Below are 25,668 nucleotides of genomic sequence, written 5' to 3'. Positions count from 1 at the left end.
TGGCAAAGATACCTGTAATCCCCCATAAAAATAGTAAAAGTATGGCAACAAAACGGAAAAAGCTGGTGGTGCTCACCGGGGCCGGCATCAGCGCAGAGAGCGGACTACGAACATTTAGGGATATGAACGGGCTTTGGGAGGAGTACAACGTGGAGGATGTGGCCAGCCCCGAGGGATGGCGCCGCGACCCCGACCTGGTGCTCCGCTTCTACAACGAGCGCCGTAGGCAGCTAAAGGGGGCACTGCCAAACCAGGGGCACATCGGGCTGGCCGAACTCGAAGAGCACTTTGATACGGTAATCATCACCCAAAACGTGGATAACCTGCACGAGCGGGCGGGCAGCACCCAGGTTATCCACCTGCACGGCAAGCTCACCGAGGTGCGCAGCACAGCCAACCCCAACCTAATCTATACGGTTGATGGCGATGTAAACCTGGGCGATCGGTGCGAGCTCGGATCGCAGCTGCGCCCCAACATCGTGTGGTTTGGCGAGGCGGTTCCGGCCATGGACATCGCCATCGACATCGCCTCGGAGGCCGACATCTTTGCCGTGGTGGGCACCTCGCTCAACGTGTACCCGGCGGCCAGCCTCTACCGCTACGCCCCTCGCGAGGCCCCTATCTTCCTAATCGACCCCAACGACGACGTCACCGTTTCGGCCATGAGCAACCGGGTGGAGTACATCCACGAGAAGGCCTCCACCGGCGTGGCTAGGATGAAGGAGATGCTGGTGGAGCGGTACCTGTAGGATGAAAACGTTAGATGCAGCACCAGCCAACGAAGCAGCTCTCCTACCAAGAAGAGGAGCTGTCCCTCAAAAATTGGATCCGTCCCACTTGGAGGAGGATCTGTCCCGTAAAAAACTGACCCGTCCCAGTTGGAAACAGAGCTGTCCCAGTTGGAAACAGACTCGTCCCACAAAAAAATGACTTGTCCCAGTTGGAAGAGAATCCGTCCCGTAAAAAAATGACTCGTCCCAAGAAGATAACCCCTCATTTTGGCGACGAACAATAATGCTCGTCAATGGGGAGGCATATAAAAGGGGCAGCGCTGCTGCCCCCTACTTTCCTTCAATATCCTTTCGGTACTGGCAGATATCCTCAATGGAAACCACCGTCATCCCATGCTTCTCGGAGAATGCGGCGATCTCGGGCAAGCGCGCCATGGTACCGTCCTCGTTGGTGAGCTCGCAGAGCACGGCGGTATCGCCCAAACCGGCCAGCTTGGCGAGGTCGATCGACCCCTCGGTGTGGCCGCGGCGCTCGAACACGCCACCGGGCTTTGCCACCAGCGGGAACACGTGCCCTGGGTGCGCTAGGTCGGATGGCTTAGCATCGTCGGCAATGGCGGTACGGATGGTGGTAATGCGGTCGGCCGCCGAAACGCCCGTGGTTACCCCCTTCTTAGCCTCTATGGTGATGGTAAACGCGGTTTGGTTCTTGCTGCTGTTGTCGGTAACCATGGGGCGCAGCTCCAGCGCCTTGGCCCGCTCGGGCGTGATGCAGAGGCACACAATGCCGCTGCACTCGCGGATCATCAGCGCCATATCGGCCACGCTCATGTTCTGCGCAGCGTAGATGATGTCGCCCTCGTTCTCGCGGTCGTCATCGTCAACCAGTAGTATCCCCTTACCCTGCTGCAGCAGGGCGATGGCCTTCTCGACCCTTTCCTTGTAGTCTGCGCCAAAATCGGCTAGTCCATTCATATCATTCTCTTTTGTAGATCATAAAAAAGCCCCGAACGAGGCAATCTCATTCGGGGCATATATGTAAAGTACGTACGTCTTACTCACGTAGCAGCAGCTTCTTCTTCCATCCAGACTGTAACTGTCGGTTTTGGAGTTTCACCAAATCAGTCCTCTATAGAGGAGTCGCGGACTGTAACCGCCGGTAGGGATTTACGCCCTGCCCCGAAGAAATCTGGTGCAAATGTATAAATAGTTTGGGCACCTCCTACTAAAAAAACAACAAAACACCTCAGCACAACCTAAACCTGAATTGGAGAACCTACAAGTTTAGCAGCCTCCTGATATCATCACCCGAAACTCCCGTTTTTTCGGATACCTCCTCTACTGTAAGCCCTTGCCCGTATAGGCGCTGCAAAAAGGTGGGCATTGCCTCGCCAATCTCTATCAGATGGCTATCGGGATCGAAAAAACGGATGGTGCGCTGCCCCCACTCCTCTTCGTGCACCTCGTGCAGGAAGGCAACACCGGCCTCGCTCAACGTCCGGTAAACCTCCTTCAGGTTCTCCGTTTCGAAGTAGAGCTCGAAGCGGTTGCTAGAACGGTTAAGGGTATTCTCAACTCCCAACTTTTGGGGTATCGGATGATCCTCCTTAACCTGCCAAAGCGCAACGCCACCCTTTAGGGCTACGTTTGTTCCAAAATCGTACTCAACCTGTAAGCCAAGTAGGTTAATGTAGAAATCCTTCGCCTTATGGATATCCCGTACAAAAAGGGCCGTACTGCAGCTTCCTAGATTCATAAACGTATGGGTTAATATTTCCGACAAGATCAATAAAAAAGACCTGAGTTTTTCTCAGGTCTAAAGTATCGTAGTAAACAGCGCCTACCTCTTATCGTTCAGGATGTAGCTTTCGATCGCAAGACCAATGCGTACAACCCGCTTGCGAAGCCCCTTAACCATGATTGGGTTATCGCGATGATCTACCTCAATGGTATCCTCGTACTGATCGATAAACCTCTTAAGCCTATTGGTTGGCCTAAAGAATAGCGATGTTTCGGTTTCGTAGGTTTGCTCGTAGCCGTACTGGGCCATGATATCAACAATGGCGCTTTTCTCCTGCTCAAACGACTTATTTAGGTAAATCTTGCGCTTGCCGAAGCCGATAAAAGGGTAGGTTACCCCAAAAGCACATCCAATAATCAACATACGGTAAAGGCCAATCTGCTCTATGAATACCTTTAACGATATGTTTCGCCCACCTCCAAAAAGGTAGAATAAAATCATAATTAAGCTCATTACCACGCAAAAGTACACAGCAAACTTGAGGGCCCTGATGGCATATCTTTCCATATAGAATCAATTTTGACGGTAAATATAAATTTTTTGTTAAATACTTGCACGATAAGCTTTAAATTTATGGACAACTTCATCCTTTAACCAATAGCCTATGAGCTGGTTTTCGAACTTTATTGCGCTCTTCTACCCGAACACCTGTCGGATGTGCGGCACTCCGCTGCTAAAAGGCGAAACAACCCTTTGTACAAAATGCATTGCGAGCCTGCCCTATACCCGCTACTGGGAGTACGAAGACAACCCGGTTGCCCAAAAGTTTTGGGGGCAAATTAATGCCACCGCCGGGTGCTCGCTTCTCCATTTCCGCAAAGGAGCCAAGGTTCGCAAGCTCATCCATAAGCTGAAGTATAAAGGAAATACGGAAATAGGCTATAAGCTGGGATATATTCTTGGACTCCACCTCAAGACCAGCCCAACCTATGCCGATATCGACTACGTTGTGCCCGTACCGCTTCATCCCAAGAAGCAGCAAAAACGAGGCTACAACCAAAGCGACTACATTGCCAACGGCGTTGCCGATGCAATAGGCGCAAAATGGACAACAACAATAGTACGACGCAATACGCACACCTCCACCCAAACCCAAAAGAATAGGATAGAGCGCTACCAAAACGTGCGCTCCATTTTTGAGGTTGCCCATCCCGATACAATTAGAGGTAAGCATATCCTTGTGGTAGACGATGTGATTACCACTGGAGCCACCATCGAATCGTGCGCAGCCGAGCTGCTCAATGCAGCACCATGCAGGGTAAGCATTGCCTCTATTGGAACGGTGTAGCCTCGACTCCGCTCGGCTACCGATCTTCGTTTTTTCACGGCTACCGAACGTTGGATTTGCTCAGTAACAAAACGTCGTCTCCACTCGGAAACCAAGTTTTGCCTTCAATCGGCAACCAAACATTAATAGAACCCAGGAGCCGAACGAAGCCAAGGCTCGCCTATCTTTGCTTTCCGTTAATCATCACATACCATGAAAAGCGATCTTTCTAAGCTACCCAACATCGGTAAAGACACCGAGACAAAGCTCATAAGAGTTGGCATTACCTCTGCTGCCGAACTTAAGGAGGTTGGAGTAGAGCAGGCCTTTCTTCGCCTACAGGCCATCGACCCGGGTGCTTGCCTTAGCCTTCTGTACGGGTTGGCAGGAGCCATAGAGAACGTTAAGTGGAACCAGCACCCGCCACAACGGAAGCACGAACTTCAAACATTCTACCAGCAGGCCAAAGCGCTGCTCGATGAAGGCTCTTTAGCCCACGAGTAGCTTGGGCATTGTATAAAATAGCTATGAAGTACTTCTTAAACACCCCACATTCCCATATTGAGGGTATATTTGCCATTCAAAATTAAGGGAATATGGGAATGAGATTGAGGCTTTTAGCTGCGCTAGCAGGAGCCATGCTGCTTTTAGGCTGTAGCAGCACCCGAAACATGCGAGTTCTTACGGCTCGCCCTGCCAACATAACCATAGATAGATCGATTAAGCGGATTGCCATTGTAAATAGAGCAATTCCGCTGCAAAAATCGGTGGTGGAAGGAGTTCTAACCGGTGAGCTTCCGGGTACAGATGCCAAGCTATCGCGCGAATGCATCAGCGGGATTAACCAAGAGCTAAGCAGCAGCAACCGCTTTGAGGTTTCCCTTTACAACCACGAGCTGCTAAGCGGAAGCCTATCCAGCACCGAGTTTGGCCCATGCCTTAGCTGGAACACCATTGGGGACATCTGCAAAAAAACGGGTGCCGATGCCGTTCTTTCGCTCGAATACTTCGATGCGGCATACACCCTCGAAAACCTAAGCAAAGCGAGTAAGACCTTAGACAAGGTTCTTGTAAACAATACGGGCGAGGCCATATTCAGCGCAGGAGGAACTGCAAGCGCCCGCGCTGGATTTAGGATCTACAACAACACCAACCGCACCATCAGCTACGAAAACTCCTACAAGCATAGCAAAGTATGGAGGCAAAGCGCCCGAACCTACCTCGAAGCAGCATCGAAGCTCCTCAAAAGGAACGAGGCAATTGTATACGTTAGCCGCGACCTAGGGGCCAACTTTTCTAGGCAGCTTATCCCGATGAGCTACTGGGAGCAACGGTTAATGTTCAAGGGGAAGAACCCAGAGTCGGTAAAGGCAGAACGATTGGCGCTCACCAACAACTGGGAGGCCGCCGCCGATGCTTGGCTAAGAGCCTTTAACGGTGCAACGAAGCCTAAGGAACGAGCGGCTATTGCCTACAACCTAGCGCTGGCCAACGAGGTACTAGGCAGCTACGATAATGCCAAGAAGTGGATTGTAACCTCGTACACCGAAGGCGGTGACAAAAGGGCGCTTCAGTACTCTAGAATTATAGATGGCCTTATAGCCGACCACCAGCGCCTGCAACAGTAGGGCTTATAACGGCAGCATAGTACACAAAATAAAAGGGAGGTAGCCTTGCGCTGGCCTCCCTTTTTGTGCTAACACATACAACATCTAAACAGGCAACCCTGCCGTTCGCATAGCGAAAACGGCTTTCTATCATGCCGCAATAAAGGTTTAAAGAGCGTTAAGCTTTTCTCTTCACATTTTGTTCCATCTTTGGTAGGAACATAAAGATGAACAGCATGAAGCTAAGAATACTTACCCTGATGCTTATAGCCCTTTTTCTTGCAAGCTGCTCGAAAAAGGACGACAACGTAACGCCTACACCTCCTGGCTCTGGAACAGAGGTTGGCTTTATGCAGCGCTCGTGGGATGGGCAAAAGCGCGGTGACGTGTTTTACGAGATTTTTGTACGCTCGTTTGCCGATGGAAACGGCGATGGAATTGGCGATTTTAAGGGAATAACCGATAAGCTCGACTACCTCCACTCACTAGGCGTATCGGGCATCTGGCTAACGCCAATGAACCCTTCGCCATCGTACCACGGCTACGATGTTACCGACTATAAGCTAACCAACCCGCAGTTTGGAACAATGGCCGATTTTGAGGCTTTACTATCTAAAGCCAAATCGCTAAACATAAAGGTGATTATCGACTTTGTCATCAACCACACCTCTAGCCAGCACCCCTGGTTCCAGAGCGCCAAGAGCTCGGCTACAAGCCCCTACCGTAGCTGGTATCTTTTTGCCCCTACCGGCTCCATTCAGGAGTGGATTAGCTCGGGAAAGGTACCAACGGTAACCACCTACAACTCGAGAGAGTGGTATAATAATGGCGATGGCTACAGCTACTATAACGCATTTTGGGATCAAATGCCCGACCTCAACCTAGCTAATCCCGATGTGGTAAATGCAATAAACGATGCGGCCAAGTTCTGGCTCGATAAGGGCGTTGCAGGTTTTCGACTTGATGCCGTAAAGCATGCCTGGCAAGACCCTAATGCAACCGAAGGCTACGCATTCTGGAGGAACTTCTACAACGCAATGAAGGCCTATAAGCCCGATGTGTACATGGTTGGCGAAGTGCTCGACGATGCCCCTGTTGTGGCTCCCTACTTCACCTCCATCCCAGCCCTATTCAACTTTAAGGCATACTGGAAGCTAACCGAGTTCCTCAACAATGCCACCTACGCCAAGTGGTATCCCAAAGATTTTCAGGATGTGCTCAACATCTACAACAGCAGCTCCTCGAGCTATACCAACGCGACAAAGCTGTCGAACCACGACGAGGACAGAACCCTCAGCACGCTAGGCTCCATACCCGGTAGAGCAAAGGTTGCAGCAGCGGTGCTGCTTACCATGCCCGGTCAGCCCTACCTTTACTATGGCGAAGAAATCGGGATGAAGGGAATAAAGGCCACCGGCGACGAGAATGTTCGCGAACCCTTCCTTTGGACCACCGGGACCGACAGCTACCGCACAACCTGGCGTACGCCCAGCTACTCCAACAACTCTACGGTAACGCCGCTTGCGCAGCAAAAGGACGATGCAGCATCGATATTTGCCGTGTACAAAAAGTTCCTAGAGCTGCGCAACACCTACCCCGCGCTTGCTTCTGGTTCGCTAGCGTACGGCGACATCAACAGCCAACCCGACAACGAGCTGGTTTACTATACCCGCCAAAAGGATTCGGAGAAGCTAATGGTGATGCACAACTTTGGATCGTCAACCAAAACGGTAAGCCTTGCCCCAATCGTGAAAGCGCTAAACCTTTCGGGTGTTAAGCAGCCCGTTGCCGAACAGGGTGGGGCAAAGGTAACCCTCAGCGGCAGCACCTACACGGTTACGCTACCCGGATACTCGTCGATTGTGGTTGAGATGAACTAACGAAAAGAAAAAAGCTGACGGATATATCAATCCTTTAGGGCTTGCTGAGGAAACTCGGTAAGCCTTTTTCTATTTTGGGCTCGCTGACGGGTGTCAGAAGCTTCAAATCTTACTTTTGAGCTCTCTGTAAAGTTACAGAAGGCTCAAATCCTACTTTTGGGCTCTCTGTAAGATTACAGAAGGCTCAAATCCTACTTTTGGGCTCTCTGTAAGATTACAGAAGGCTCAAATCCTACTTTTGGGCTCTCTGTAAAGTTACAGAAGGCTCAAATCCTACTTTTGGGCTCTCTGTAAGATTACAGAAGGCTCAAATCCTACTTTTGGGCTCTCTGTAAGATTACAGAAGGTTCAAATCCTACCTAGCTTTACCCACCCCAACCATCGCTATTTCGATGTTGGTATAGGTAACCATAAAGCCCTTCTCCGATTTTTCGAGCATGGGAAGGAGTAGATCGGCAAAGAGGTTAATCTTATCCGATTGGTCGATAATTTCGACTACGATGGGTAGCTTCTCGGTAACCTCCCACATGCTGGCAGAGATAATGTGGCTGCTTGCCCCAAACCCCATCACCCCCTTAAGCACGGTAGCGCCCTGTAGCCCATTTTGCTTTGCAAAGAAGACGATGGCCTCGTAAAGGGGCTTGTGGTCAATCTTGTCGGTACTGCTAATGTAGATGCGCATTAGCACGGCTGGAACTTGCTTCATCCTAGAAAAGTTTTGTGGCCAAATTGCCAAGGTAAACTGCAGCTAACCCCAAAAATACGCTCAGCGAGGTGTAAAGCGCAAAGTAGAAAAAGGCGCCATCCCGCAAAAAGGTAAGATTTTCGTTGGCGAATGTAGAGAAGGTGGTAAAGCCTCCGCAGAAGCCCACGGTAAGAAACAGGCGCAGCTCGTCGGACATAAAGCCACCTCGATCCGAAAGCCCGTAGAATAGGCCAATAAGGAAGCATCCAACAATGTTCACCCAAAAAGTTCCATAAGGAAATGGTGAAAGCACGCTCTGCTGCACGTAACGGGCAACCAGAAAGCGAGCCACGCTTCCCAAAAAACCACCCGCACCAATAATCAGAAGAATTCGAAGCATTACACTCGCTTTTTAAACGTAAAAAGGGTGGCTACCCACCCTTTCTGTTACTTATAGCACGCTTACTCTATCGACGTTTTAGAGATTATCCGTCCCATAACCTTAGCGTACGCCCAAGGCAGGTATACGCCTACGGTAACAATGGTAAGCAGCAGCTGCCCCCAGATAAACAGGAAGTCACCACCCTTATCCATGTCGTAGTCTAACGCAACACGCTCACCAGCTTCGTTGACACAAGCAACATGAGCCATGACGTACTTGTAAATGTTAAGGTAAAATAGAGGGAAGTATATTCCAAGCGTTAAAACCGTAAACAGGAGATGAAGAAAGATAAAGCCCATCATGTTGAAGAGCTTAACATCGAGCGATATTCTGTAGCCATTGTAGCTGCCGCTTACCATCCACTTAAGCAGTAAGGTGTAAAGTGGGGCTAGGGCAATCAGCTGGTAAATGTTGGCAAGCATACCTTCTTCGGCGCTACCGATACCAAAAAGAGCAACCGAGATCATCGAAAGCGCTATTATTGGAAGCACCAGCAAAAGGGTTAGAATTCCGAAAAGGGTTAGCCCATCGCCATCAAACCTATAGCTAGTTCCCTTGTAGCTCGATCCTTCGATAAAAAAAGTGTATAAGCGCTGTATAAACCAGGGAAGGTATATCCCAAGAGTAACGATAGACAGCAGAAGGCCAACCACTAGTATTCCTAGAAACTGAGAAATGGTATACGATGTTACCAACCTTTCGCCTTGATACTCGATGCCATCGGTCGTATACTTAATAACATAGTAGTAGTAGATGTAGACTACGCCTACAAGCAGCAAAAATGAGAGCAGCAGCATCAGCGATGTTCCAAACGACATATCGCCGCTTAGGATAGCCTTCGAGCGTAAAACGTATATTACAACAAGAACAATTCCTAAAAGATAGGTCGAAATCCAGTAAGGGAAAAGCTGCTTACCGTTTAAATGAAAAGAAAGGTAGGTCTTCATATGGTTTTTGAGTTATGGATCTAAAAATCATCTAAAATCTCCGCCTAAATTAAGCGAAACCAACAAATAAGCAAAATATCGAGCTTTTTTGCTAGCGATTGGTCTTGACCTCTCTTGCTTTTATCTCCATGGGGAGTATGCAGCTGTACACAAATGTGTTTATCGGAGTTGGTACGCCCAGCTGTTTGCCCAGCCGCACCACGGTTCCGTTTTGGTACTCAATCTCCGATGGCTTCCCATCCAGCACGTCTCGGGTAAGCGACGAGGTGGTGTCGTAATCAAAAGTATCAACCATCGCCATTGTCTTTTCTACAATTTCGGGCTTTAGCGCAACGCCCTTTGCCCTAGCCACACTGTATATCTCGGTAAAAAGCGCATGTAGCATCTGTCGGGTTTCCGGAAGTTCCCTTACAGCTCCATAGGACGAACGGCATACGGCCAAAAGTCCGCTACTGCAAATAAATAAGAACTTTTTCCAAGCCTCAGCCTCAATATCCGTTGGTACTATAGCCGTAACGCCGGCGTTGTCAAAAGCAGCCTTTATCCGAAGAATTCTATCGGTTTGCTCGTTGCTATTCTCTCCAAAAATAACGGTTGGGTTGACCCCAAAATGGTTTATAACACCGTTCGACTCTACCTTGCTGAAAATTCGGCAGAGCCCCCGTACAACAGGCCGTTCTCCCAAAACATCTTTGAGCTCATCGGTAGCCATTACCCCATTCTGAAGAGGTATAACCACCGTCGTACTGCCAACCATTGGGCGTAGCTGAGCGGCCATATCGCGAACCTGCCAAGCCTTTAGGCAAACCAAAACCACATCAACAATACCTACTTCCGAAGTACTGCTGGTTGCCTTAGCTGGCTTTACGGTAAAATCTCCATTAACACTTTTAACCGTTAGCCCATTGGCAAGAATCGCTTTCAGATGCTCACCTCTAGCAACAAACGTCACATCGTATCCTGCTGCGGCAAGCTTACCTCCAAAATAGCCACCAACACCTCCGGCTCCGACAATGGCAAATTTCATTCGAATAATTTTTAAGGCGTTTGGATAAAACATCCGTATGTCCGTTTTTCACTAGTGCTTACGCAAAAGAAACGTGGGTGTTCCATAAACGTTCTGACTGCAATCAGATAAGCATACTAAGCAAACTCTTCCCAACTTTTTGCAAGTCCGCCTATGCCTGTTTCGCGATAGGCAACCTGAATGTCGTTTCCGGTCTCTGCCATTGTTTTTACCACTTGATCAAACGGTATCTTATGGCCACCATCTGAGAATAGCGCATAGGAGGCACATTCATACGCCTTACCAGCAGCAATAGCATTACGCTCTATACAAGGAATTTGAACATACCCCATAACAGGATCGCAGGTGAGCCCTAGGTTGTGTTCAAACCCCATCTCAGCAGCATACTCTATTTGAGTTGTTGTACCTCCAAGAATTTGAGCCATTGCAGCAGCAGCCATCGCACAGGCCGTACCAACTTCACCCTGACAGCCTACCTCGGCACCCGATATTGAGGCATTATGCTTTACGATATTTCCTATAAGACCAGCAGTTGCCAATCCCCTTAGTATTTTTTGTTCTGTAAGATTTTCGTCTCTATTTAGGTAGAATAGAACCCCAGGAAGTACACCTGCAGCACCACAGGTTGGCCCGGTAACAACTTTTGCTCCAGCCGCATTTTCTTCCGATACCGCTAGCGCAAATGCAAATAACAAGCCCATGCTCTTCATTGTTCCCGTTGACTTTGTAGCTCGTATAAACTGAGAGGACGCTTTTCGTTGTAGCTTAATAGGGCCCGGTAACACACCTTCGTTATCTATCCCTCTACGAACGGTATCCTTCATCACCTCCCATATCTCCGATAGGTAGCTCCAAATTTCAGGACCTTCGTGGTCTTCTACATACTCCCAAAAGGTTTTACCCTCTGCCCGGCACCATTCCATAATCTCCGAAAGTAGGTGGTGAGGGTAAATTTCCTTATCATTGAGCAAGCCTTTGTCATCCATTAAATCGCCACCTCCCACACTGAATACTCGCCAAGAGTCAAGCTCCTGATCGTTTTTGTCGTAAGCTTTAATCTCCATTCCGTTAGAGTGCTCGTCTAAAAAAACATCTGGCTTCCATACAAACTGAACCTCTTTCGGCATTAGCTCTTTAAGAATAGCCTTATCGGTATGGTGACCAACACCTGTTGCCGCTAGGCTTCCATAGAGCGTCACCTTAAACTTTTTTGCATCAGGATTTTTACTGCTAAAAATGGTTGCTGCTCTTCCTGGCGCAATCGTATGGCTGCTCGATGGGCCATATCCTATCTTGTATATTTCCCGAATTGACTGCATGCTGATGGCTTTACATTATTTGTAGGGCAAAGTTAACCCAAAACTATCACGAATACTAAGGCTGTTCATTCTTTACAGGTTGAGTAACGGTAGCTCCTTCGGAAGGAGCCACGGAAGCCGAAACCTCATTTGTTTTTTCTCCCGACACAGGAGGATCGGCTACTTTCTCTTGCTTAGGCTCGTTTATTGGTATTGGCTTCAGAAAATCTGGTCGTTTTTCCGAAATGTATTGCAAATTCTCCTCTATAGCCACAATATAGATCTGCAGCTTACTGTTTAGCTCATTTATAACGTCCAATGATTTTTCAGCAACGTTTACTTTGGCAAAATCGCTCAAGTTGCCCATGTCGCGCTTCACTTCCAGCAGCTTGGTATGAAGGAACGATACGCTGGCTGGAAGCGAATCGCCATACTGCTGCTTTACATTCTTTTCTATCAGCTCAACTTTTTCGATATAGCCGTAAAGCTTATTCTCTACTACCAATGCCAAGCTATCGCGCTTACGAAGTGCAACCGTCTTATAGTACTGGTTAAGGCCATCGTAAAAATCTTTTACCGCAGCCAACGCCTGCTCACGACAGATGACGCAAACCGTATTATTAGCTTTCTCCTTAAGCTTCTCGGGAGCCGAGATATTTTGGGGTAGAGAATTTGTCTTTCTCAGCTTGGCAATATCAGTCGTAAAATTCCTATCCAGAAGAAATTTCTCGAGTTGAGCAATTTGGTTCAGAATAATTTGTCCTTCTAAGGTCTGTTCAAGGCTGGAGCGCTTAAAGATATCAGAAAAACGAAGGCTTCTAAGGCTATTCTCGCAAACGTACGGATCAACAAGCTTCATATCCTTTTCTAAGGATACCATGGTTTTAACCATACTCTTTGTTTGCTTCAAGTTCTGATCGTCTTCGAGGTATAGGCTCGCAAAACCCAAAATGGAGGTGTACTCCGACTTAAACACAGCAAGGAAAGTGCTATTCGTTCTATACTTGTACTCAACCTCATCGTAAAGCTTCAGCAGCTGACGGTAGCCCTGCATCACCTTAATTAACCCATTGGTTATGGCATCGGGATTGCCCATACGGAAGTTAAGACTATATACCTCCATCATGTTTTTCAGATTAGCAAATACGGTCAGGAAGCTGATAAAGTCTTTCTCCTGACGGTAGGTTTCAGCATTAATGAGCCCCGACTTAAAGTCATTCTCGATACGCAGCTTCCTTTTATCGATATTAGATTGGTTTACCTCATCACCTCTAATCTGCTCCATCTTGTAAAGCGACTTATAGTTTGCCACCACAATAAGAGGGTACTGCTTATAGCCTAACATCTGAACAAGGCTTTCACGGGTAATATCGGGATTCGCCGAGGTGTCAATGAATGCTTTTAACACCTCCGTGTTAAGAAGAATTGGACGGCTATTCTCCGTGTTAAGCGCGTAAATCTTTATGGAATGAAGACGGGTATCAAAATTTTTCTGCTCAAAAAGACGGATGGTTGTGCTAAAGCGATACTCCTTGCGCTTTGAGTTTGCCTCAAGAAAGTTGCCAAACTCCCTCAAAAGCGAGAAAACCGCAGCCGTTGGGGTAGGAATTTTAGATATGTTCTGCAACTGGGTAGCCACCAGTGAAACCATTTGATCGCGCTGGTTGGTTGTGATAGCACGAACCTTTATGTCTGCATCAATCTTATCGGAAGCGGAGTAGAGCGGAAGGTTATCGATAATTCGGATCTTATCGATCTTATCGCTCACAAACGTTTGATACTTGTTGTCCTTATCCCTGTTAATTTGAAAATTATAGATTGGATATGCAATATCCTTATCGCCAAAAAACTTTACATCTTTAAGCTGAGCCGTAATAAATAGGTACTCCAACTTCTCCTCGTCAATACCCCGCTTAAACCAACCTTTACTCTTAGGGTTCTCGAAGTTGATCTCGTTAATAAGCTTGCTAAACCGATCTCCGTTTAAAAGGTAGATATCTGTAGACAGGTATTGCCATTCGCTGCTAAAAGGATACTTCACCGAATCGGCGAAGCACAACTTAGTAATAATGTCGCGCTGGGCATAGCCGCTCGATGCGGCAAAGATAAGTAGTGCTGCAACTAGTAACTTCTTCATTACGATTAAACTATTAGGCCTAAACCCAAGCGGTTTTGGCGGTCATCGACAAAGCAGGAAGGCAGCCTGCGGCCTATTCCTGCGCTTTTTTCCCTCTTCCAAACTTAGGGCAACGCTCAAAAGGCTTACTAGGATCGAACCACATACGGTAGGTAATATGCCGTTTGCGAACAGTACATCCAATTTGAGTCATCAGCCTCATCATTACCGGATTGAAATCGCCAACCCAGTTAAACTCAAGATCGTTGTATTTAAACCCTTTTGATGTGGCAACACGAGCAAATTCCCGAATCATACCAGCATCCACCCCTTTCCCTTGGAACTCGGGAACCACACCAAAAATGATGCCAACCGCACGACGCGCTAGTTTCCGAACCTTAAGGTAGTACATGAACTTCAGCTTCCCCCACCAATCAAAACGACCATTCAGCTGCCGTGCAGCTTGGTTTAAATCGGGGATCATTAGGAAGAAACCGATAGGCTCTCCCTCGTGAAAGGCAAAGTAAAGCAACTTTTCGTCTAGGATTGGCTTCATTGCCTTTATCAGCAGCTTGGTATTGGCAAGAGTCATATCCCCAGCACCAACAAACTTTCCCCAAGCTTTATTGAATACTATGTTGAAATCTTGCGCAAGCTTATCTAGGTTGCTCAAATCAGCATTCTTAAACTTATACGAAGAATTTGCCTCTAAGCGCATTCCTCGCTCAAGCAGGGCGTCAGCTATACCCTCGGTGCTAATAGGACGAGTATAGGTATACTGATTGAAGTAGTTCTGAAATCCATACCCTTCAAAAAGATCGTTGTAGTAAGGAGGATTGTAGTTCATGCAGTAGGTTGGTTCTATAAAACCATCCTTTAGGCATCCCCACCAGCGATCGCGGTCGCCAAAGTTAACTGGTCCATCCATACCCTCCATCCCTTTAGCCTGCAGCCAATGCTTGGCGGCATCTAAAAGCATATTGGCTGCCTCTTGGCTATTGATGCACTCAAAAAAGCCAACTCCCCCAACAGGTGGTTCACCTTTCTTGAATGTTACCGGATCAACGAACGCAGCAACACGCCCTACAACCTCACCCTTGTCGTTCTCAAGAATCCAACGTATAACTTCACCCTTTCTAAATCGCTTATTCCTTTTCGGATCGAAAACCTCCTCAATGTCGCTATCAAGTGGTTGAACCCAAACCTTATCGTCCTTATAAATAGAAAGAGGCATACGCAAAAATGCCCGTTCAAGCATCTTTCCACTCACCTCTTTGAGCGTGTACTGATTCATATTCGTAATTCTATTGCTGTAAAAATAGAAATTATTGCGTGGAGTACAACCTCAAGAAGCAAGGTACGGCTAGCAGAAAAAATGGGAAGAATGAAAAATAGAAAAGCCGATCGGAACTAATATCTTTCTATTGGCAGGGATAGACAAGCGCGCCAAGTCGAGTCGTTTTTAATCTTTTTCCAATCGGCTTTTATGCTACAAAAATAATCTTGATTTTCTAGAATCCTAGGTTTCAGCAAAAATTCCTAAAAGTTTTAGGATTCGATACCCAACTCGTTTCGAACCTTCTTGGGAAGCTTAAGGGCAACCTCAAGGTACGATTCATCAATCCACCTATAAATGATGCTATCGGGTATAGTACCATCAACCAGCACCGTTACCCAGTAGGTTTTGTTCATATGATAACCAGGGAGCACCGACGAATGCTCCTCCTTCATTTCTATTACTTTTTCGGACGTATTCTTTATGTTGATGCTAAAATCTCCATCAAGATTGGTAAGTAGGAACATCTTGCCAGCAACTTTAAATACCAGCGTAACCTCATCGAATGGGAGGCATTCGGTAACTCCAGACTTGGATAGGCAGTATTCGCGTAGCTCTTCTATGTTCATCAATGTAGGTAATGGTTATGCAGCAAATATACCATTTCCTTACCATCAAAAGTTGGGCTCAAAGGCATTCTCAATGAACTCCAATTCATGATGATTTTTGTAAAAAACAATGCTGACGATATCAAAGCTGGCCTCGCGACCATCATTTCGCTGCTGCATAAAAGCATCGGCAGCAATGATGATGTTGTTCTGCTTTTTTCGGACAACTGCCAACTTAGGTTCATCCAGATAGAATTGGCTACGCGCCTTTACCTCAACAAAGTGCAGCACATTATTCTTTTCGGCAATAATATCAACCTCCTTGTGACCGTAGCGCCAGTTCGTAAAAAGAACTTTAAAGCCATTAGTGCGAAGATACAGGATTGCAAGTTCCTCGCCCTTTGCCCCTAACTCATTCATACTTCTACGTTAACTATAGTTTTCAATGCTATTTGCGATGTAAGATAATAACTTTACGTAATACTTTCATAAAGTACTATCCATCAATATCTGTACTGCCTAAAAAGGGCTATAGTCGTTAATATTTTGTTAATGGTCGAGAAATTTTAGGAAAGCAAAGAATCAATAATTAGAATTTTTCTAAATTGCTGCCGAAAGAAAAAAGAGTTCCAACTACAAAATGTAACAATATGAAGAAAATTGCTATTCTAGCTATGTCTCTTTTAATTGCTGGTGCAGTATTTGCTCAAACACCTCAAGCACCTGTTAAGAAAGAAGCTGTTAAGACAGAAAAGAAGTGCTGCGACAAGAAGAACGATAAGAAAGAGTGCACTGGCGATCATAAAGATTGTAAGAAAGCTTGCAACGAAAAGAAAGGCGAGAAGAAAGCTTGCTGCGCTGAGAAAAAGGCTGAGAAAAAAGCTTGCTGCGCTGAAAAGAAAGCTGAGAAGAAGTCATAACCTCGGCTACTACAAAATAGAAAATCCCAGATTCAGGTCTGGGATTTTTTTGTTTATCTAACAAGCTCTTCGATTGCGGAACTCACCTTATCGAAGCTAAACTGCGCCAGCTTCATTTCCATTAACTGGGCTATTTGATCGTTGGCAAGATTTCCGATGCTACCCAGATGCTGGTAGTTTAGCTGCTCTGGTCGCTTAAACTTACCCTCGGCAATATCGCCCCCTACAATCTTATAGGCATCGCGGAACGGTTTACCCTCTACTACAAGGTTATTTACGGCATCGACGCTAAAGAGCACGTCGTACTTTTCGTCGTCGAGTAAGCCTTCTTTTACCTGAACCTGCGAGAGCATGTAGGTGGTTATGTTGATGCAGTCAACAATCTTGTTGAAGGCTGGGAAGATGACGTCCTTGGTAAGCTGCAGGTCGCGGTGGTAGCCCGATGGCAGGTTGCTGGTGAGCAGCATCAGCTCGTTGGGAAGCGACTGTAGGACGTTGCACTTGCCCCTCACCAGTTCGAATACATCGGGGTTCTTCTTATGCGGCATGATGCTCGATCCTGTGGTCAGCTCGTCGGGGAAGGAGATGAAGCCGAAGTTCTGGTTCATATACAGCACCACGTCGTAGGCTAGCTTGGAGAGCGTACCGGCAACAGCAGCAATGGCAAAGGCCACGTTGCGCTCGGTTTTGCCACGGCTCATTTGGGCAAATACGGCGTTGTAGTTTAGCGTTTCGAAACCTAAGAGGTCTGTTGTCAGCTGCCTGTCCAGCGGAAATGTTGATCCGTAGCCAGCTGCCGAGCCAAGTGGATTCTTGTTTGCCGAATTGTACGCAGCCAACAGCACCTCCATATCGTCGGTGATAGCTTCGGCATAGGCGCCAAACCACATCCCAAACGACGATGGCATAGCCAGCTGAAGGTGGGTGTAACCGGGCAGCAGCTTATCCTTATGCTCGTTGCTTAGCTCCTGCAAAAGGTCGAACAGCTCCTTGTAGCTGTACACTACTCGCATTACCTCGCTGCGGAGGAACATCTTAATATCGACCAAAACCTGATCGTTGCGCGAGCGTCCGCTGTGAATCTTCTTGCCCACATCACCCAATCGACGGGTGAGCAGCAGCTCTACCTGCGAGTGGATATCCTCAACATCGGGTTCGATGGTAAAGTTCCCCTCCTCTATTTCGTTGTAGATCTCCTTCAACCCTTTTTGCACCTGTTCTAGGTCGGATGCCGAGAGCAAGCCTACCTTTTCGAGCATGTGGGTGTGCGCCAACGAGCCTAGCACGTCGTATTTTGCTAGGTAGAGGTCTAGCTCGCGGTCGTCGCCCACCGTAAAGGTGTCAATGGACTGGTCTACCTGATAGCTCTTTTGCCAAAGTTTCATAGTCTTGATTTATGATATGTGATTTGAGATATGAGATAAAAGAATCAATCCCCCACCCCCTTATCCAAGGGGGACTAGCGCTAATTAAGCATCAGGACTATTCTTTAACTTCTCTAACGTCAATCTTCTTTAACTTCTTCCGTCAAACTTCAGTATAAATTCCGCTTAACTCCCGAATAATCCCGCGATGGCGGGATGTCGCTTCGCTCCACTTCTTCTAACTCCTCTAAAGAATAACCTTCTCCAGCATCTTGATGTACAGCTCCACGCCTTCGTGGATTTCGGAGAGGTACACAAACTCGTCGGCGGTGTGCGAACGGGCGCTGTCGCCGGGACCGAGCTTGAGCGATGGCGAGTCGACCAGCGCCTGATCGGAGGTGGTTGGCGATCCGTAGGTGGTGCGCCCCAGTGCCAATCCGGCCTGTACGATGGGGTGCGAAATATCAATCTTCGACGGACGTAGGCGCATAGAGCGGCAGGTGACATCGCTCTTGATGTTCTGCTTGATGAACTCGAACACCTCCTCCAACGTGTAGGCGTCGGTAAGGCGAACATCCACCACAAACGAGCAGCGGTCGGGCACCACGTTGTGCTGCGTTCCGGCGTTTATCATGGTTACGCTCATCTTTACCTCGCCCAGATAGTCGGACACTACAGGGAAGCGGTAGGTGTTGAGCCAGCTGATATCCTCTATCGCTTTGAAGATGGCGTTGACCCCTTCGTTGCGGGCAGCGTGCCCCGACTTGCCGTGCGCCACGCAGTCGAGCACCATCAGCCCCTTTTCGGCAACGGCTAGGTGCATCTGCGTGGGCTCGCCCACAATGGCAAAGTCGATGGGGGGCAGCAGCGGTAGCACGCACTCTAGGCCGTTCTTGCCCGAGTTCTCCTCCTCGGCCGTTGCGGCAAAAGCGATGTTGTACTTCATCCCCTTTTGATGGTAGAAGTGGGTGAAGGTTGCTGCCAGCGACACCAAGCATCCACCGGCATCGTTGCTGCCCAAACCGAAGAGCTTATCGCCCTCCACCGTTGGCTCGAACGGGTTGCGGGTGTAGCCCGTGTTGGGGCGCACCGTGTCGAGGTGCGAGTTGAGCAGCACGGTGGGCTTCTTGGGATCGAAATCCTCGTTAACCGCCCAAACATTATTCAGGTAACGCTGCGTTTTTATGCCGCGCGAGGTGAGGTAGTGGTTCATCAAATCGGCTACCGTTCCCTCCTCGCCGCTGAACGACTGGGTAGAGATGAGCAGCTTCAGCAGCTCGATGGCACCGTTTGAGAGATTTTTGTAGTCCATGCTACTTTTTGTTTTTTTCAGACCTGACAGGTTTTAAAAACCTGTCAGGTCTTTTCTTGATTGCTATTAAAGGTTACATCCTACATGAGCATCGCTTAGCGTTCAATCAGTGCGACTCCCCTCCTTTTTAAGGAGGACGAAGATCCCGTTTACGGGAGGTGCCCGCAGGGCGGGGTGGTTGGATATCTTGAGATGATGTGTAGTAGGAAAACCTACTTAACCACCCCCGGCTTCGCCGACCCCTCCTTGTAAAGGAGGGAAATACGCTTTGTGCAGCCTCCAAGAAGATCTTTAAATCCAATCTATCGAGCTGGTAGAGACGCGATGCTCGCGTCTCGATGCAGGTCTTTGTCCTATTAACCCACCCCTACCTCCCGCCTAAGCGGGGGGATAAGGCAGACCTAACTAGCCTCGTTGCTTATTCTTTGACTTCTCTGACTTCAAAATTCTTCCGTTTAACTCCTGTATAACTTCCGAATCTTTCCGTTTAATCCCGCTAAGGCGGGATGTCGCTTCGCTCCACTTCCGTTTATTCTAGGTTAACTTCTGGCTATTCGGAAGGCTACAGGCTCAGCGTTGTTCCGCAGGCGAGTGGCGCACCAGAGGCGGTAAGCACATCCTCGGCTTGGGTGATAACCACCGAGCCTACGCCCTTGGCAAGCGCATCGAACGAGTTTTGCAGCTTGGGGAGCATACCTTTAGCAACAACACCCGTGCTGACAAGCTCACCGAATTCATCCTTTTTAATTAGGCTGATAACCGAGCTATCGTCGTTGATGTCCTTCAGCACGCCCTTCTTCTCGAAGCAGTACACCAGCTTGGTGTCGCCCTTCTTCGATAGCGCCACGGCGATGGCCGAGGCGATGGTGTCGGCATTGCAGTTGAGCAGGTTGCCCTTGCCATCGTGCACGATTGCCGAGAATACGGGGGTGAACCCGTCGTAGAGCAGCTGCTTGAGGTGGTCGTCGTGCACGCTATTCTCGTTCAGATCTGCTACGAAGCCAAAGTCGACTGGCTCCTTTGGGCGCTGAACGCCGCAGATGATGTTGGCATCGGCCCCCGAAAGACCGATGGCGTTACACCCGCGAGCCTGAAGCGCAGCCACCATCTTCTTGTTCACCAATCCGGCGTACACCATGGTTACGATGTCGATGGTTTCGGCATTGGTGATGCGGCGGCCATCCACCAGCTGGGGCTCTACGCCCAGCCTTAGCGATAGCTCTGTGGCAATCTTGCCTCCGCCGTGGATAAGCACCTTAGGGCCATCAATCTGGGCAAACTTGTCGAGGAAATCGGATAGCAGCGCCGGATTGTCGATCACGTTGCCGCCTATTTTTACTATTGTGATCATCTTGTTTGAAGATGTTAGATGTTAGACTTTAGATTTTAGAGCTACGCCTACGCTTAATTCAAGGTTCAAACCTGACAGGTTTTAAAAAACTATCAGGTTTAGCTGCCATGCGGCGACAGAACTTTACAATTCGTAAAAACTCTATTGCCGAGTGGCGACAGAGCTTTACACTACGTAAAAGCTCTACTGCCATGTGGCGATGAAGCTTTACACTATGTAAAAGCTCTACTGCCGAGTGGCGATAAAGCTTTACACTATGTAAATGTTCTACTGCCATGCGGCGATAAAGCTTTACACTATGTAAATGCTCTACTGCCATGCGGCGATGAAGCTTTACACTTCGTAAATGCTCTACCGCCGCTAACTGATGCTACTTCGTTGCCTCAATAGCCTTTTTGAAGGCATCGATAAACTCGTCGGCCTCCTTCTGGGTGATATTTAGCGCGGGCAGCAGGCGCACGGTGTGCGCTCCGGCGGCTCCGGTAAACACCTTGTGGTCGAACACCAGGGCATTACGCAGCGGTCCTGCCGGCTTCTCCATATCCACCCCAATCATCAGCCCTAGCGCCCTTATCTCCTTGATGCCCGAAATACCCTGCAGCTTAGACAGGATATAGTCGCCCATCTTCTGCGCGTTGGCCATCAGGTTCTCCTGCTCCATCACATCCAAAACGGCAATAGAGGCAGCGCAGGCAAGGTAGGCTCCGCCAAAGGTGGTTCCGAGCATGCCGTAGGTTGGCTTGATGTCGGGTGCGATGAGCACGCCTGCCACCGGGAACCCGTTGCCCATACCCTTTGCGGTGGTGATGATGTCGGGCTTTACGTTGAAGTGCTGGTGGGCAAAGAACCTGCCCGTACGGCCGTAGCCCGATTGCACCTCGTCGAGGATGAGCTTTGCGCCAAACTCCTTGCAATTAGCCTGAATGGTTTCAAGGAAATCGGCGGAAGGTATCTGTATTCCGCCAACTCCTTGGATTCCCTCTACAATCACAGCAGCCACCTCGGCATCCATCACATTTAGGAATGCCGTAGTATCATTAAACGGAACAAATACGATGTTCTCGGTAGCGTTTACCGGGGCCACAATCTTGGGATTGTCGGTAGCGGCAACGGCCAGCGATGTGCGCCCATGGAAGGCCCCCGTAAAGGAAATCACCTTCTTGCGTCCGGTAACAAACGAGGCGAGCTTCAGCGCATTCTCGTTGGCCTCGGCGCCCGAGTTGCACAGGAAGAGCTGGTAGTCGGTGTAGCCGCTAAGCTTCCCCAGCTTTTCGGCCAGCTCATTCTGCATAGGAATCTTCACCGAGTTGGAGTAGAAGCCAATCTGCGAAAGCTGCTCGCTAATCTTTTTCACATAGTACGGATGGCTATGGCCGATGGAGATCACGGCATGCCCACCGTAGAAGTCTAAATATTTTGTACCCTTATCGTCCCACAGGTAAGAGCCCTCGGCCTTTACCGGGTTAATATCAAAAACGGGATATACGTCGAATGGAATCATTGCTTTTTTAAGATTTTAGATATTAGATTTTAGATATTAGACCTATCTAAAGTCTAACGTCTATCATCTAAAGTCTTTTTTAAAACGCCACCGGCTTCAGCTTCAGCCCTGCAGTTTCGGGGATGCCGAACATCAGGTTCATGTTCTGAACCGCCTGTCCCGATGCCCCCTTAAGCAGGTTGTCGATGATGCTCATCACTAAAAGGTACTCGCCATGCTTCTCCACGTGCACCAGGCACTTGTTGGTGTTTACCACTTGCTTTAGGTCGATGTTTTGGGTGGATACATGCGTAAAGGGCTGACCCGCGTAGAACTTCTGGTAGAGCTCCACCGCCTCCTCCTCCGTACCGCTAAACTTGGTGTGGATGTTGGCGATGATACCACGGGCAAAGTCACCACGGTAGGGGATAAAGTTGATGGAGTGCTTGTAGTCGGGTTGCAGCTGCACCACGCTCTGGGTTATCTCCTTCAGGTGCTGATGCTCGAACGCCTTGTACACCGACAGGTTGTTCGATCGCCAGCTGAAGTGGGTTGAGGTGGTGGGCTTTTGTCCTGCCCCCGTGCTGCCAGTCACTCCGGTAATGTGGAGCTCATCGGTAAGCAAACCGTTTGCAGCAAGGGGAAGTAACCCCAGCTGCAGGCAGGTTGCAAAGCAACCCGGGTTTGCAATTTGTGTAGCAGTTTGTATAGCTTGTTTGTTAATCTCTGGTAGTCCGTACACGAAGCCAGTACCCTCGGGCGATGTTCCCTTAATCCTAAAATCTTGGCTAAGGTCAACGATCTTAACGCTCGAAGGCATCGGATTCGCCGCCAAAAACTTCTTGGCATCGCCGTGGGCAACGCACAGGAAAATGACATCGATATCGGTAGATACCTCGCTGGTAAAGCGAAGGTCGGTATCACCAAAGAGGTCGGTATGCACCTCGTACACGTAGTTTCCCGCGTTGGAGCTGCTGTTTACGTAGGCAATCTCCACATCGGGATGGTTAATCAGAAGGCGAATCAGCTCGCCCCCCGTATAACCTGCTCCGCCAATAATTCCGGCTTTAATCATAATTCAGATATTAGATTTTAGATGTTAGACTTTAGACTTTAGACTTTAGATCTTGCTGTTTGTTGCATTTATCTAATGTCTAGTGTCTAAAATCTAATATCTAACGTCTGCATTTTAGAACTCCACCCCATTAACCTTTTGGAAGATCGAGAGCTGGTTGCCGAGGATCTTGGCAAAGCCTCTCACATCATCGCCGCTCCACGACTTGTTCTCCTCGCCGTAAGCGCCAAACTTGCTCGACATCAAATCGTGCTCCGACTCGATACCGTTAAGCTGGAAGTAGTGCGGGTGAAGCGTAATGAACACCTTGCCGCTAACGTACTTTTGAGAGCTCTCGAAGAACGCCTCGATATTACGTAGGGTTGGATCGAGGTATTGGCCTTCGTGAAGAAGGGTGCCGTACCAGTCGGCGAGCTGCGTTTTGATGAACTGCTGCCACTTGGTTAGCGTATGCTTTTCTAGCAGATGGTGCGCCTTAATAATAAGGTATGGAGCAGCCGCCTCGAATCCTACGCGACCCTTAATACCGATGATGGTATCGCCAACGTGGATGTCGCGACCAATGCCGTAAGGACCTGCAATGGCGTTAAGTGCATGGATAGCCTCAACTGGGTTGGCGTAAGCTTTTCCGTCGATAGCCTTCAACTCGCCCTTCTCGAAGGTAAGCTCCACATCAAGCGGCTGGGTTGCGGTACATGGAGTTGGATAGGCTTCTTCGGGTAGCTGACCATGCGACGAAAGCGTCTCCTTTCCACCAACCGATGTTCCCCAAATACCCACGTTAAGCGAGTAGGTAACCTTCTTTGCCTCGAAATCTACGCCATGCTTCTTAAGGAAGTCAATCTCGTACTCGCGGGCAAACTTAAAGTCGCGAATAGGGGTGATGATGCGGGCATTCGGAGCGATGGTATTAAACACCAAGTCGAAACGTACCTGATCGTTTCCGGCTCCAGTGCTACCGTGAGCGATGGCATCAGCCTGCATCTCTTTTGCGTACTGAGCAATGGCAATAGCCTGGAACACGCGCTCGGCGCTAACGCTTAGCGGGTAGGTGTTATTCTTAAGCACGTTCCCCATGATAAGGTACTTGATGCACTTGTCGTAGAACTCATCGGTAATGTGGATGCACTTGTACGAGGCAATACCTAGGCTCAGCGCCTTATTCTTGATAGCCTCCAGTTCCTCGGCGGTATATCCACCGGTATCAACCATTACGGCATGTACTTCGTGACCAAGCTCCTTGCTGAGGAAGAGAGCGCAGAAGGTGGTATCCAATCCACCGCTATATGCTAAAACAACTTTTTCTTTTGACATTTTGATTCGATTTTATAATTAGACTTTAGATTTTAGACCGTTGATTTTAGATTTTGAGACTTCGCTATTATTGCATTCGTCTAACATCTATCGTCTAATGTCTAACATCTTATATCTATCAAGCAAACAACGCCGCCTTAATAAACTTGCCCCTGAGCATGATAAACTCCTTGAGCCTCATGAAGCGCTCGTATAGCCTCGACTTTTTCTTGAAATTTTCCAGTGGAGTTTCATCGCCACCCTTTTGCTTAGCAGGATCAAATATCATGGCCGTACAGAGGCAGTTCTTGCGCTCCTTGCTCATGAGGATCGGGAAGTTGACGCAGCTCTCGCAGCCCTTCCAGAAGGACTCATCGTCGGTTAGCTCCGAGTAGGTAACAGGCACATAGCCCAGCTCCGAGTTGATCTTCATCACCGCCAATCCGGTGGTAAGACCAAACAGTTTTGCGTTAGGATACTTTTCGCGCGAGAGCTCGAAAGCCTTCTCCTTAATCTTCTTTGCCAAACCCACCTTACGGAACTTTGGCGATACGATCAGACCCGAGTTGGCGACGTACTCCTTGCCCCCCCACGTTTCGATGTAGCAGAACCCGGCCCACTCCACACCCTTGTAAAGGGCGATGATGGCCTTTCCCTCCTCTATCTTTTGGGCTACGTACGATGGGGTACGCTTTGCAATACCAGTACCGCGCTGCTTAGCCGATTCGGCCATCTCGTCAACGATCTCCTGGCTGTACTTGATGTGGTCGGTAGTTGCCACCGTTACCACAAAATCATCAATATGCATGATGCCTCTAAAATTGTACTGTGATGAATTAATTGCGTTGATTTCGCTCAGGGCGACTTATTGGTTACTTGCAGAAAAGTTCAATATACGATGCCAGAAGAGGCAATTGCCAATTTAGCTAGCTGCAAATAATGATTGATTGTGAGAGTATGCCCTAGTGGGGCAAGATATGATTACCGCCGGCTTTCCCGTCGGTTAAGGCTTGTAGAGGTAAAAGCAGATGAAATAGCAAGCGAACGTTGAGCGGAGATGCCCATCGAAACGGTTGTGCTTACTACATTAAGGTTGTTGTCCATCGCTTTTACTGCCTTATTAGGTTTGGCAAATGTATATATTAATTTTTCCGATGATTATTCGTCGATTCTCTTTTCTTTTTATTT

Annotated in this window: 25 protein-coding genes and 1 riboswitch; of the genes, 6 read left to right on the top strand and 19 right to left on the bottom strand. The window is 48.4% G+C overall.

Features of this window, described 5'->3' with window-relative positions; genetic code table 11:
* The first annotated feature begins 41 nt into the window (after nucleotides 1-41).
* On the top strand, nucleotides 42-749 hold the full coding sequence (locus CLV25_RS06690; RefSeq protein WP_131838865.1) for an SIR2 family NAD-dependent protein deacylase: 708 nt from the start codon (nucleotides 42-44) through the stop codon (nucleotides 747-749).
* Nucleotides 750-1,061: 312 nt separating this feature from the next.
* On the opposite strand, the gene ribB is transcribed toward CLV25_RS06690, so the two are convergent.
* From ribB to CLV25_RS06675, 3 genes are all read right to left on the bottom strand, one after another.
* Nucleotides 1,062-1,706 carry a 3,4-dihydroxy-2-butanone-4-phosphate synthase gene (gene ribB, locus CLV25_RS06685; RefSeq protein WP_131838864.1) on the bottom strand — a complete coding sequence of 215 codons (645 nt, stop codon included), beginning with the start codon at nucleotides 1,704-1,706 and terminating at the stop codon, nucleotides 1,062-1,064.
* Nucleotides 1,707-1,800: 94 nt separating this feature from the next.
* Nucleotides 1,801-1,922: riboswitch (FMN riboswitch) on the bottom strand.
* Between the two features lie 85 nt (nucleotides 1,923-2,007).
* Nucleotides 2,008-2,487 (bottom strand): VOC family protein, encoded by a 480-nt coding sequence (locus CLV25_RS06680; RefSeq protein ID WP_131838863.1) that lies wholly within the window; start codon nucleotides 2,485-2,487, stop codon nucleotides 2,008-2,010.
* Nucleotides 2,488-2,571: 84 nt separating this feature from the next.
* The gene (locus CLV25_RS06675) at nucleotides 2,572-3,039 is read right to left on the bottom strand and encodes a hypothetical protein (RefSeq protein ID WP_131838862.1); all 468 of its coding nucleotides are present in this window, start codon (nucleotides 3,037-3,039) and stop codon (nucleotides 2,572-2,574) included.
* Nucleotides 3,040-3,136: 97 nt separating this feature from the next.
* Here CLV25_RS06675 and CLV25_RS06670 point away from each other — a divergent pair, with 97 nt between their 5' ends.
* The 4 genes from CLV25_RS06670 to CLV25_RS06655 all read left to right on the top strand — a co-directional run bounded on the left by CLV25_RS06670 (nucleotide 3,137) and on the right by CLV25_RS06655 (nucleotide 7,286).
* The gene (locus CLV25_RS06670) at nucleotides 3,137-3,820 is read left to right on the top strand and encodes a ComF family protein (RefSeq protein WP_131838861.1); all 684 of its coding nucleotides are present in this window, start codon (nucleotides 3,137-3,139) and stop codon (nucleotides 3,818-3,820) included.
* A gap of 192 nt (nucleotides 3,821-4,012) precedes the next feature.
* Nucleotides 4,013-4,303 (top strand): TfoX/Sxy family protein, encoded by a 291-nt coding sequence (locus CLV25_RS06665; RefSeq protein ID WP_131838860.1) that lies wholly within the window; start codon nucleotides 4,013-4,015, stop codon nucleotides 4,301-4,303.
* Between the two features lie 92 nt (nucleotides 4,304-4,395).
* Entirely contained in the window at nucleotides 4,396-5,427 is a 1,032-nt protein-coding gene (locus tag CLV25_RS06660; protein ID WP_131838859.1) for a DUF6340 family protein, read from the top strand.
* A gap of 215 nt (nucleotides 5,428-5,642) precedes the next feature.
* Complete coding sequence (locus tag CLV25_RS06655; RefSeq protein ID WP_165877014.1) at nucleotides 5,643-7,286, top strand: alpha-amylase family glycosyl hydrolase; 1,644 nt, start codon at nucleotides 5,643-5,645, stop codon at nucleotides 7,284-7,286.
* 355 nt (nucleotides 7,287-7,641) lie between these two features.
* Here CLV25_RS06655 and CLV25_RS06650 read toward each other — a convergent pair whose 3' ends face one another.
* From CLV25_RS06650 to CLV25_RS06610, 9 genes are all read right to left on the bottom strand, one after another.
* A complete protein-coding gene (locus CLV25_RS06650) occupies nucleotides 7,642-7,992 on the bottom strand; it encodes a DUF190 domain-containing protein (protein WP_131838857.1) in 351 nt (116 codons plus the stop codon).
* A 1-nt stretch (nucleotide 7,993) separates the two neighbouring features.
* Nucleotides 7,994-8,371, bottom strand: a complete 378-nt coding sequence (gene crcB, locus CLV25_RS06645) for a fluoride efflux transporter CrcB (RefSeq protein ID WP_131838856.1) — start codon at nucleotides 8,369-8,371, stop codon at nucleotides 7,994-7,996.
* 62 nt (nucleotides 8,372-8,433) lie between these two features.
* Nucleotides 8,434-9,360 carry a DUF898 family protein gene (locus CLV25_RS06640; protein WP_131838855.1) on the bottom strand — a complete coding sequence of 309 codons (927 nt, stop codon included), beginning with the start codon at nucleotides 9,358-9,360 and terminating at the stop codon, nucleotides 8,434-8,436.
* A 91-nt stretch (nucleotides 9,361-9,451) separates the two neighbouring features.
* Entirely contained in the window at nucleotides 9,452-10,387 is a 936-nt protein-coding gene (locus CLV25_RS06635; protein WP_131838854.1) for a 2-dehydropantoate 2-reductase, read from the bottom strand.
* A 116-nt stretch (nucleotides 10,388-10,503) separates the two neighbouring features.
* Nucleotides 10,504-11,706 carry an L-serine ammonia-lyase gene (locus CLV25_RS06630; RefSeq protein WP_131838853.1) on the bottom strand — a complete coding sequence of 401 codons (1,203 nt, stop codon included), beginning with the start codon at nucleotides 11,704-11,706 and terminating at the stop codon, nucleotides 10,504-10,506.
* Nucleotides 11,707-11,761: 55 nt separating this feature from the next.
* Nucleotides 11,762-13,822 (bottom strand): hypothetical protein, encoded by a 2,061-nt coding sequence (locus CLV25_RS06625; RefSeq protein ID WP_131838852.1) that lies wholly within the window; start codon nucleotides 13,820-13,822, stop codon nucleotides 11,762-11,764.
* A 73-nt stretch (nucleotides 13,823-13,895) separates the two neighbouring features.
* The gene (locus CLV25_RS06620) at nucleotides 13,896-15,095 is read right to left on the bottom strand and encodes a hypothetical protein (RefSeq protein WP_131838851.1); all 1,200 of its coding nucleotides are present in this window, start codon (nucleotides 15,093-15,095) and stop codon (nucleotides 13,896-13,898) included.
* A 254-nt stretch (nucleotides 15,096-15,349) separates the two neighbouring features.
* Nucleotides 15,350-15,706 carry an MmcQ/YjbR family DNA-binding protein gene (locus CLV25_RS06615; RefSeq protein ID WP_131838850.1) on the bottom strand — a complete coding sequence of 119 codons (357 nt, stop codon included), beginning with the start codon at nucleotides 15,704-15,706 and terminating at the stop codon, nucleotides 15,350-15,352.
* Between the two features lie 45 nt (nucleotides 15,707-15,751).
* Nucleotides 15,752-16,105, bottom strand: a complete 354-nt coding sequence (locus CLV25_RS06610) for a YraN family protein (protein WP_131838849.1) — start codon at nucleotides 16,103-16,105, stop codon at nucleotides 15,752-15,754.
* A 230-nt stretch (nucleotides 16,106-16,335) separates the two neighbouring features.
* On the opposite strand from CLV25_RS06610, the gene CLV25_RS06605 reads away from it, so the two are divergent.
* Nucleotides 16,336-16,605, top strand: coding sequence for a hypothetical protein (locus CLV25_RS06605; RefSeq protein ID WP_131838848.1), 270 nt, complete (start codon nucleotides 16,336-16,338; stop codon nucleotides 16,603-16,605).
* A 53-nt stretch (nucleotides 16,606-16,658) separates the two neighbouring features.
* Here the strand turns inward: CLV25_RS06605 and argH are convergent, their stop codons facing one another.
* From argH to CLV25_RS06570, 7 genes are all read right to left on the bottom strand, one after another.
* Entirely contained in the window at nucleotides 16,659-17,990 is a 1,332-nt protein-coding gene (gene argH, locus CLV25_RS06600) for an argininosuccinate lyase (protein WP_131838847.1), read from the bottom strand.
* 226 nt (nucleotides 17,991-18,216) lie between these two features.
* Nucleotides 18,217-19,281, bottom strand: a complete 1,065-nt coding sequence (locus tag CLV25_RS06595) for a M20 family metallo-hydrolase (RefSeq protein ID WP_131838846.1) — start codon at nucleotides 19,279-19,281, stop codon at nucleotides 18,217-18,219.
* A gap of 562 nt (nucleotides 19,282-19,843) precedes the next feature.
* Nucleotides 19,844-20,632: an acetylglutamate kinase gene (gene argB, locus CLV25_RS06590; protein ID WP_131838845.1), complete on the bottom strand. Its 789-nt coding sequence runs from the start codon at nucleotides 20,630-20,632 to the stop codon at nucleotides 19,844-19,846.
* Between the two features lie 370 nt (nucleotides 20,633-21,002).
* Entirely contained in the window at nucleotides 21,003-22,133 is a 1,131-nt protein-coding gene (locus CLV25_RS06585; protein ID WP_131838844.1) for an aspartate aminotransferase family protein, read from the bottom strand.
* 79 nt (nucleotides 22,134-22,212) lie between these two features.
* Complete coding sequence (gene argC, locus CLV25_RS06580) at nucleotides 22,213-23,187, bottom strand: N-acetyl-gamma-glutamyl-phosphate reductase (protein WP_131838843.1); 975 nt, start codon at nucleotides 23,185-23,187, stop codon at nucleotides 22,213-22,215.
* A gap of 114 nt (nucleotides 23,188-23,301) precedes the next feature.
* Nucleotides 23,302-24,501 carry an argininosuccinate synthase gene (locus CLV25_RS06575; RefSeq protein ID WP_131838842.1) on the bottom strand — a complete coding sequence of 400 codons (1,200 nt, stop codon included), beginning with the start codon at nucleotides 24,499-24,501 and terminating at the stop codon, nucleotides 23,302-23,304.
* Between the two features lie 118 nt (nucleotides 24,502-24,619).
* A complete protein-coding gene (locus CLV25_RS06570) occupies nucleotides 24,620-25,288 on the bottom strand; it encodes a GNAT family N-acetyltransferase (RefSeq protein ID WP_131838841.1) in 669 nt (222 codons plus the stop codon).
* Nucleotides 25,289-25,668 lie beyond the last annotated feature (380 nt).

This window comes from Acetobacteroides hydrogenigenes, assembly GCF_004340205.1.
Classification (GTDB): domain Bacteria; phylum Bacteroidota; class Bacteroidia; order Bacteroidales; family ZOR0009; genus Acetobacteroides; species Acetobacteroides hydrogenigenes.
This window is presented reverse-complemented; position numbering and strand designations above follow the sequence as displayed.

What these genes read in the sequence shown, in the direction of transcription:
- CLV25_RS06570 (WP_131838841.1), bottom strand. Translation starts at nt 25,288, where the DNA reads ATGCATATTGATGATTTTGTGGTAACGGTGGCAACTACCGACCACATC.
- CLV25_RS06675 (WP_131838862.1), bottom strand. Translation starts at nt 3,039, where the DNA reads ATGGAAAGATATGCCATCAGGGCCCTCAAGTTTGCTGTGTACTTTTGC.
- CLV25_RS06575 (WP_131838842.1), bottom strand. Translation starts at nt 24,501, where the DNA reads ATGTCAAAAGAAAAAGTTGTTTTAGCATATAGCGGTGGATTGGATACC.
- CLV25_RS06625 (WP_131838852.1), bottom strand. Translation starts at nt 13,822, where the DNA reads ATGAAGAAGTTACTAGTTGCAGCACTACTTATCTTTGCCGCATCGAGC.
- CLV25_RS06605 (WP_131838848.1), top strand. Translation starts at nt 16,336, where the DNA reads ATGAAGAAAATTGCTATTCTAGCTATGTCTCTTTTAATTGCTGGTGCA.
- CLV25_RS06610 (WP_131838849.1), bottom strand. Translation starts at nt 16,105, where the DNA reads ATGAATGAGTTAGGGGCAAAGGGCGAGGAACTTGCAATCCTGTATCTT.
- ribB (WP_131838864.1), bottom strand. Translation starts at nt 1,706, where the DNA reads ATGAATGGACTAGCCGATTTTGGCGCAGACTACAAGGAAAGGGTCGAG.
- argB (WP_131838845.1), bottom strand. Translation starts at nt 20,632, where the DNA reads ATGATCACAATAGTAAAAATAGGCGGCAACGTGATCGACAATCCGGCG.
- CLV25_RS06650 (WP_131838857.1), bottom strand. Translation starts at nt 7,992, where the DNA reads ATGAAGCAAGTTCCAGCCGTGCTAATGCGCATCTACATTAGCAGTACC.
- CLV25_RS06670 (WP_131838861.1), top strand. Translation starts at nt 3,137, where the DNA reads ATGAGCTGGTTTTCGAACTTTATTGCGCTCTTCTACCCGAACACCTGT.
- CLV25_RS06665 (WP_131838860.1), top strand. Translation starts at nt 4,013, where the DNA reads ATGAAAAGCGATCTTTCTAAGCTACCCAACATCGGTAAAGACACCGAG.
- CLV25_RS06620 (WP_131838851.1), bottom strand. Translation starts at nt 15,095, where the DNA reads ATGAATCAGTACACGCTCAAAGAGGTGAGTGGAAAGATGCTTGAACGG.
- CLV25_RS06585 (WP_131838844.1), bottom strand. Translation starts at nt 22,133, where the DNA reads ATGATTCCATTCGACGTATATCCCGTTTTTGATATTAACCCGGTAAAG.
- CLV25_RS06680 (WP_131838863.1), bottom strand. Translation starts at nt 2,487, where the DNA reads ATGAATCTAGGAAGCTGCAGTACGGCCCTTTTTGTACGGGATATCCAT.
- CLV25_RS06640 (WP_131838855.1), bottom strand. Translation starts at nt 9,360, where the DNA reads ATGAAGACCTACCTTTCTTTTCATTTAAACGGTAAGCAGCTTTTCCCT.
- CLV25_RS06655 (WP_165877014.1), top strand. Translation starts at nt 5,643, where the DNA reads ATGAAGCTAAGAATACTTACCCTGATGCTTATAGCCCTTTTTCTTGCA.
- CLV25_RS06630 (WP_131838853.1), bottom strand. Translation starts at nt 11,706, where the DNA reads ATGCAGTCAATTCGGGAAATATACAAGATAGGATATGGCCCATCGAGC.
- CLV25_RS06690 (WP_131838865.1), top strand. Translation starts at nt 42, where the DNA reads ATGGCAACAAAACGGAAAAAGCTGGTGGTGCTCACCGGGGCCGGCATC.
- argC (WP_131838843.1), bottom strand. Translation starts at nt 23,187, where the DNA reads ATGATTAAAGCCGGAATTATTGGCGGAGCAGGTTATACGGGGGGCGAG.
- CLV25_RS06595 (WP_131838846.1), bottom strand. Translation starts at nt 19,281, where the DNA reads ATGGACTACAAAAATCTCTCAAACGGTGCCATCGAGCTGCTGAAGCTG.
- crcB (WP_131838856.1), bottom strand. Translation starts at nt 8,371, where the DNA reads ATGCTTCGAATTCTTCTGATTATTGGTGCGGGTGGTTTTTTGGGAAGC.
- CLV25_RS06635 (WP_131838854.1), bottom strand. Translation starts at nt 10,387, where the DNA reads ATGAAATTTGCCATTGTCGGAGCCGGAGGTGTTGGTGGCTATTTTGGA.
- CLV25_RS06660 (WP_131838859.1), top strand. Translation starts at nt 4,396, where the DNA reads ATGGGAATGAGATTGAGGCTTTTAGCTGCGCTAGCAGGAGCCATGCTG.
- CLV25_RS06615 (WP_131838850.1), bottom strand. Translation starts at nt 15,706, where the DNA reads ATGAACATAGAAGAGCTACGCGAATACTGCCTATCCAAGTCTGGAGTT.
- argH (WP_131838847.1), bottom strand. Translation starts at nt 17,990, where the DNA reads ATGAAACTTTGGCAAAAGAGCTATCAGGTAGACCAGTCCATTGACACC.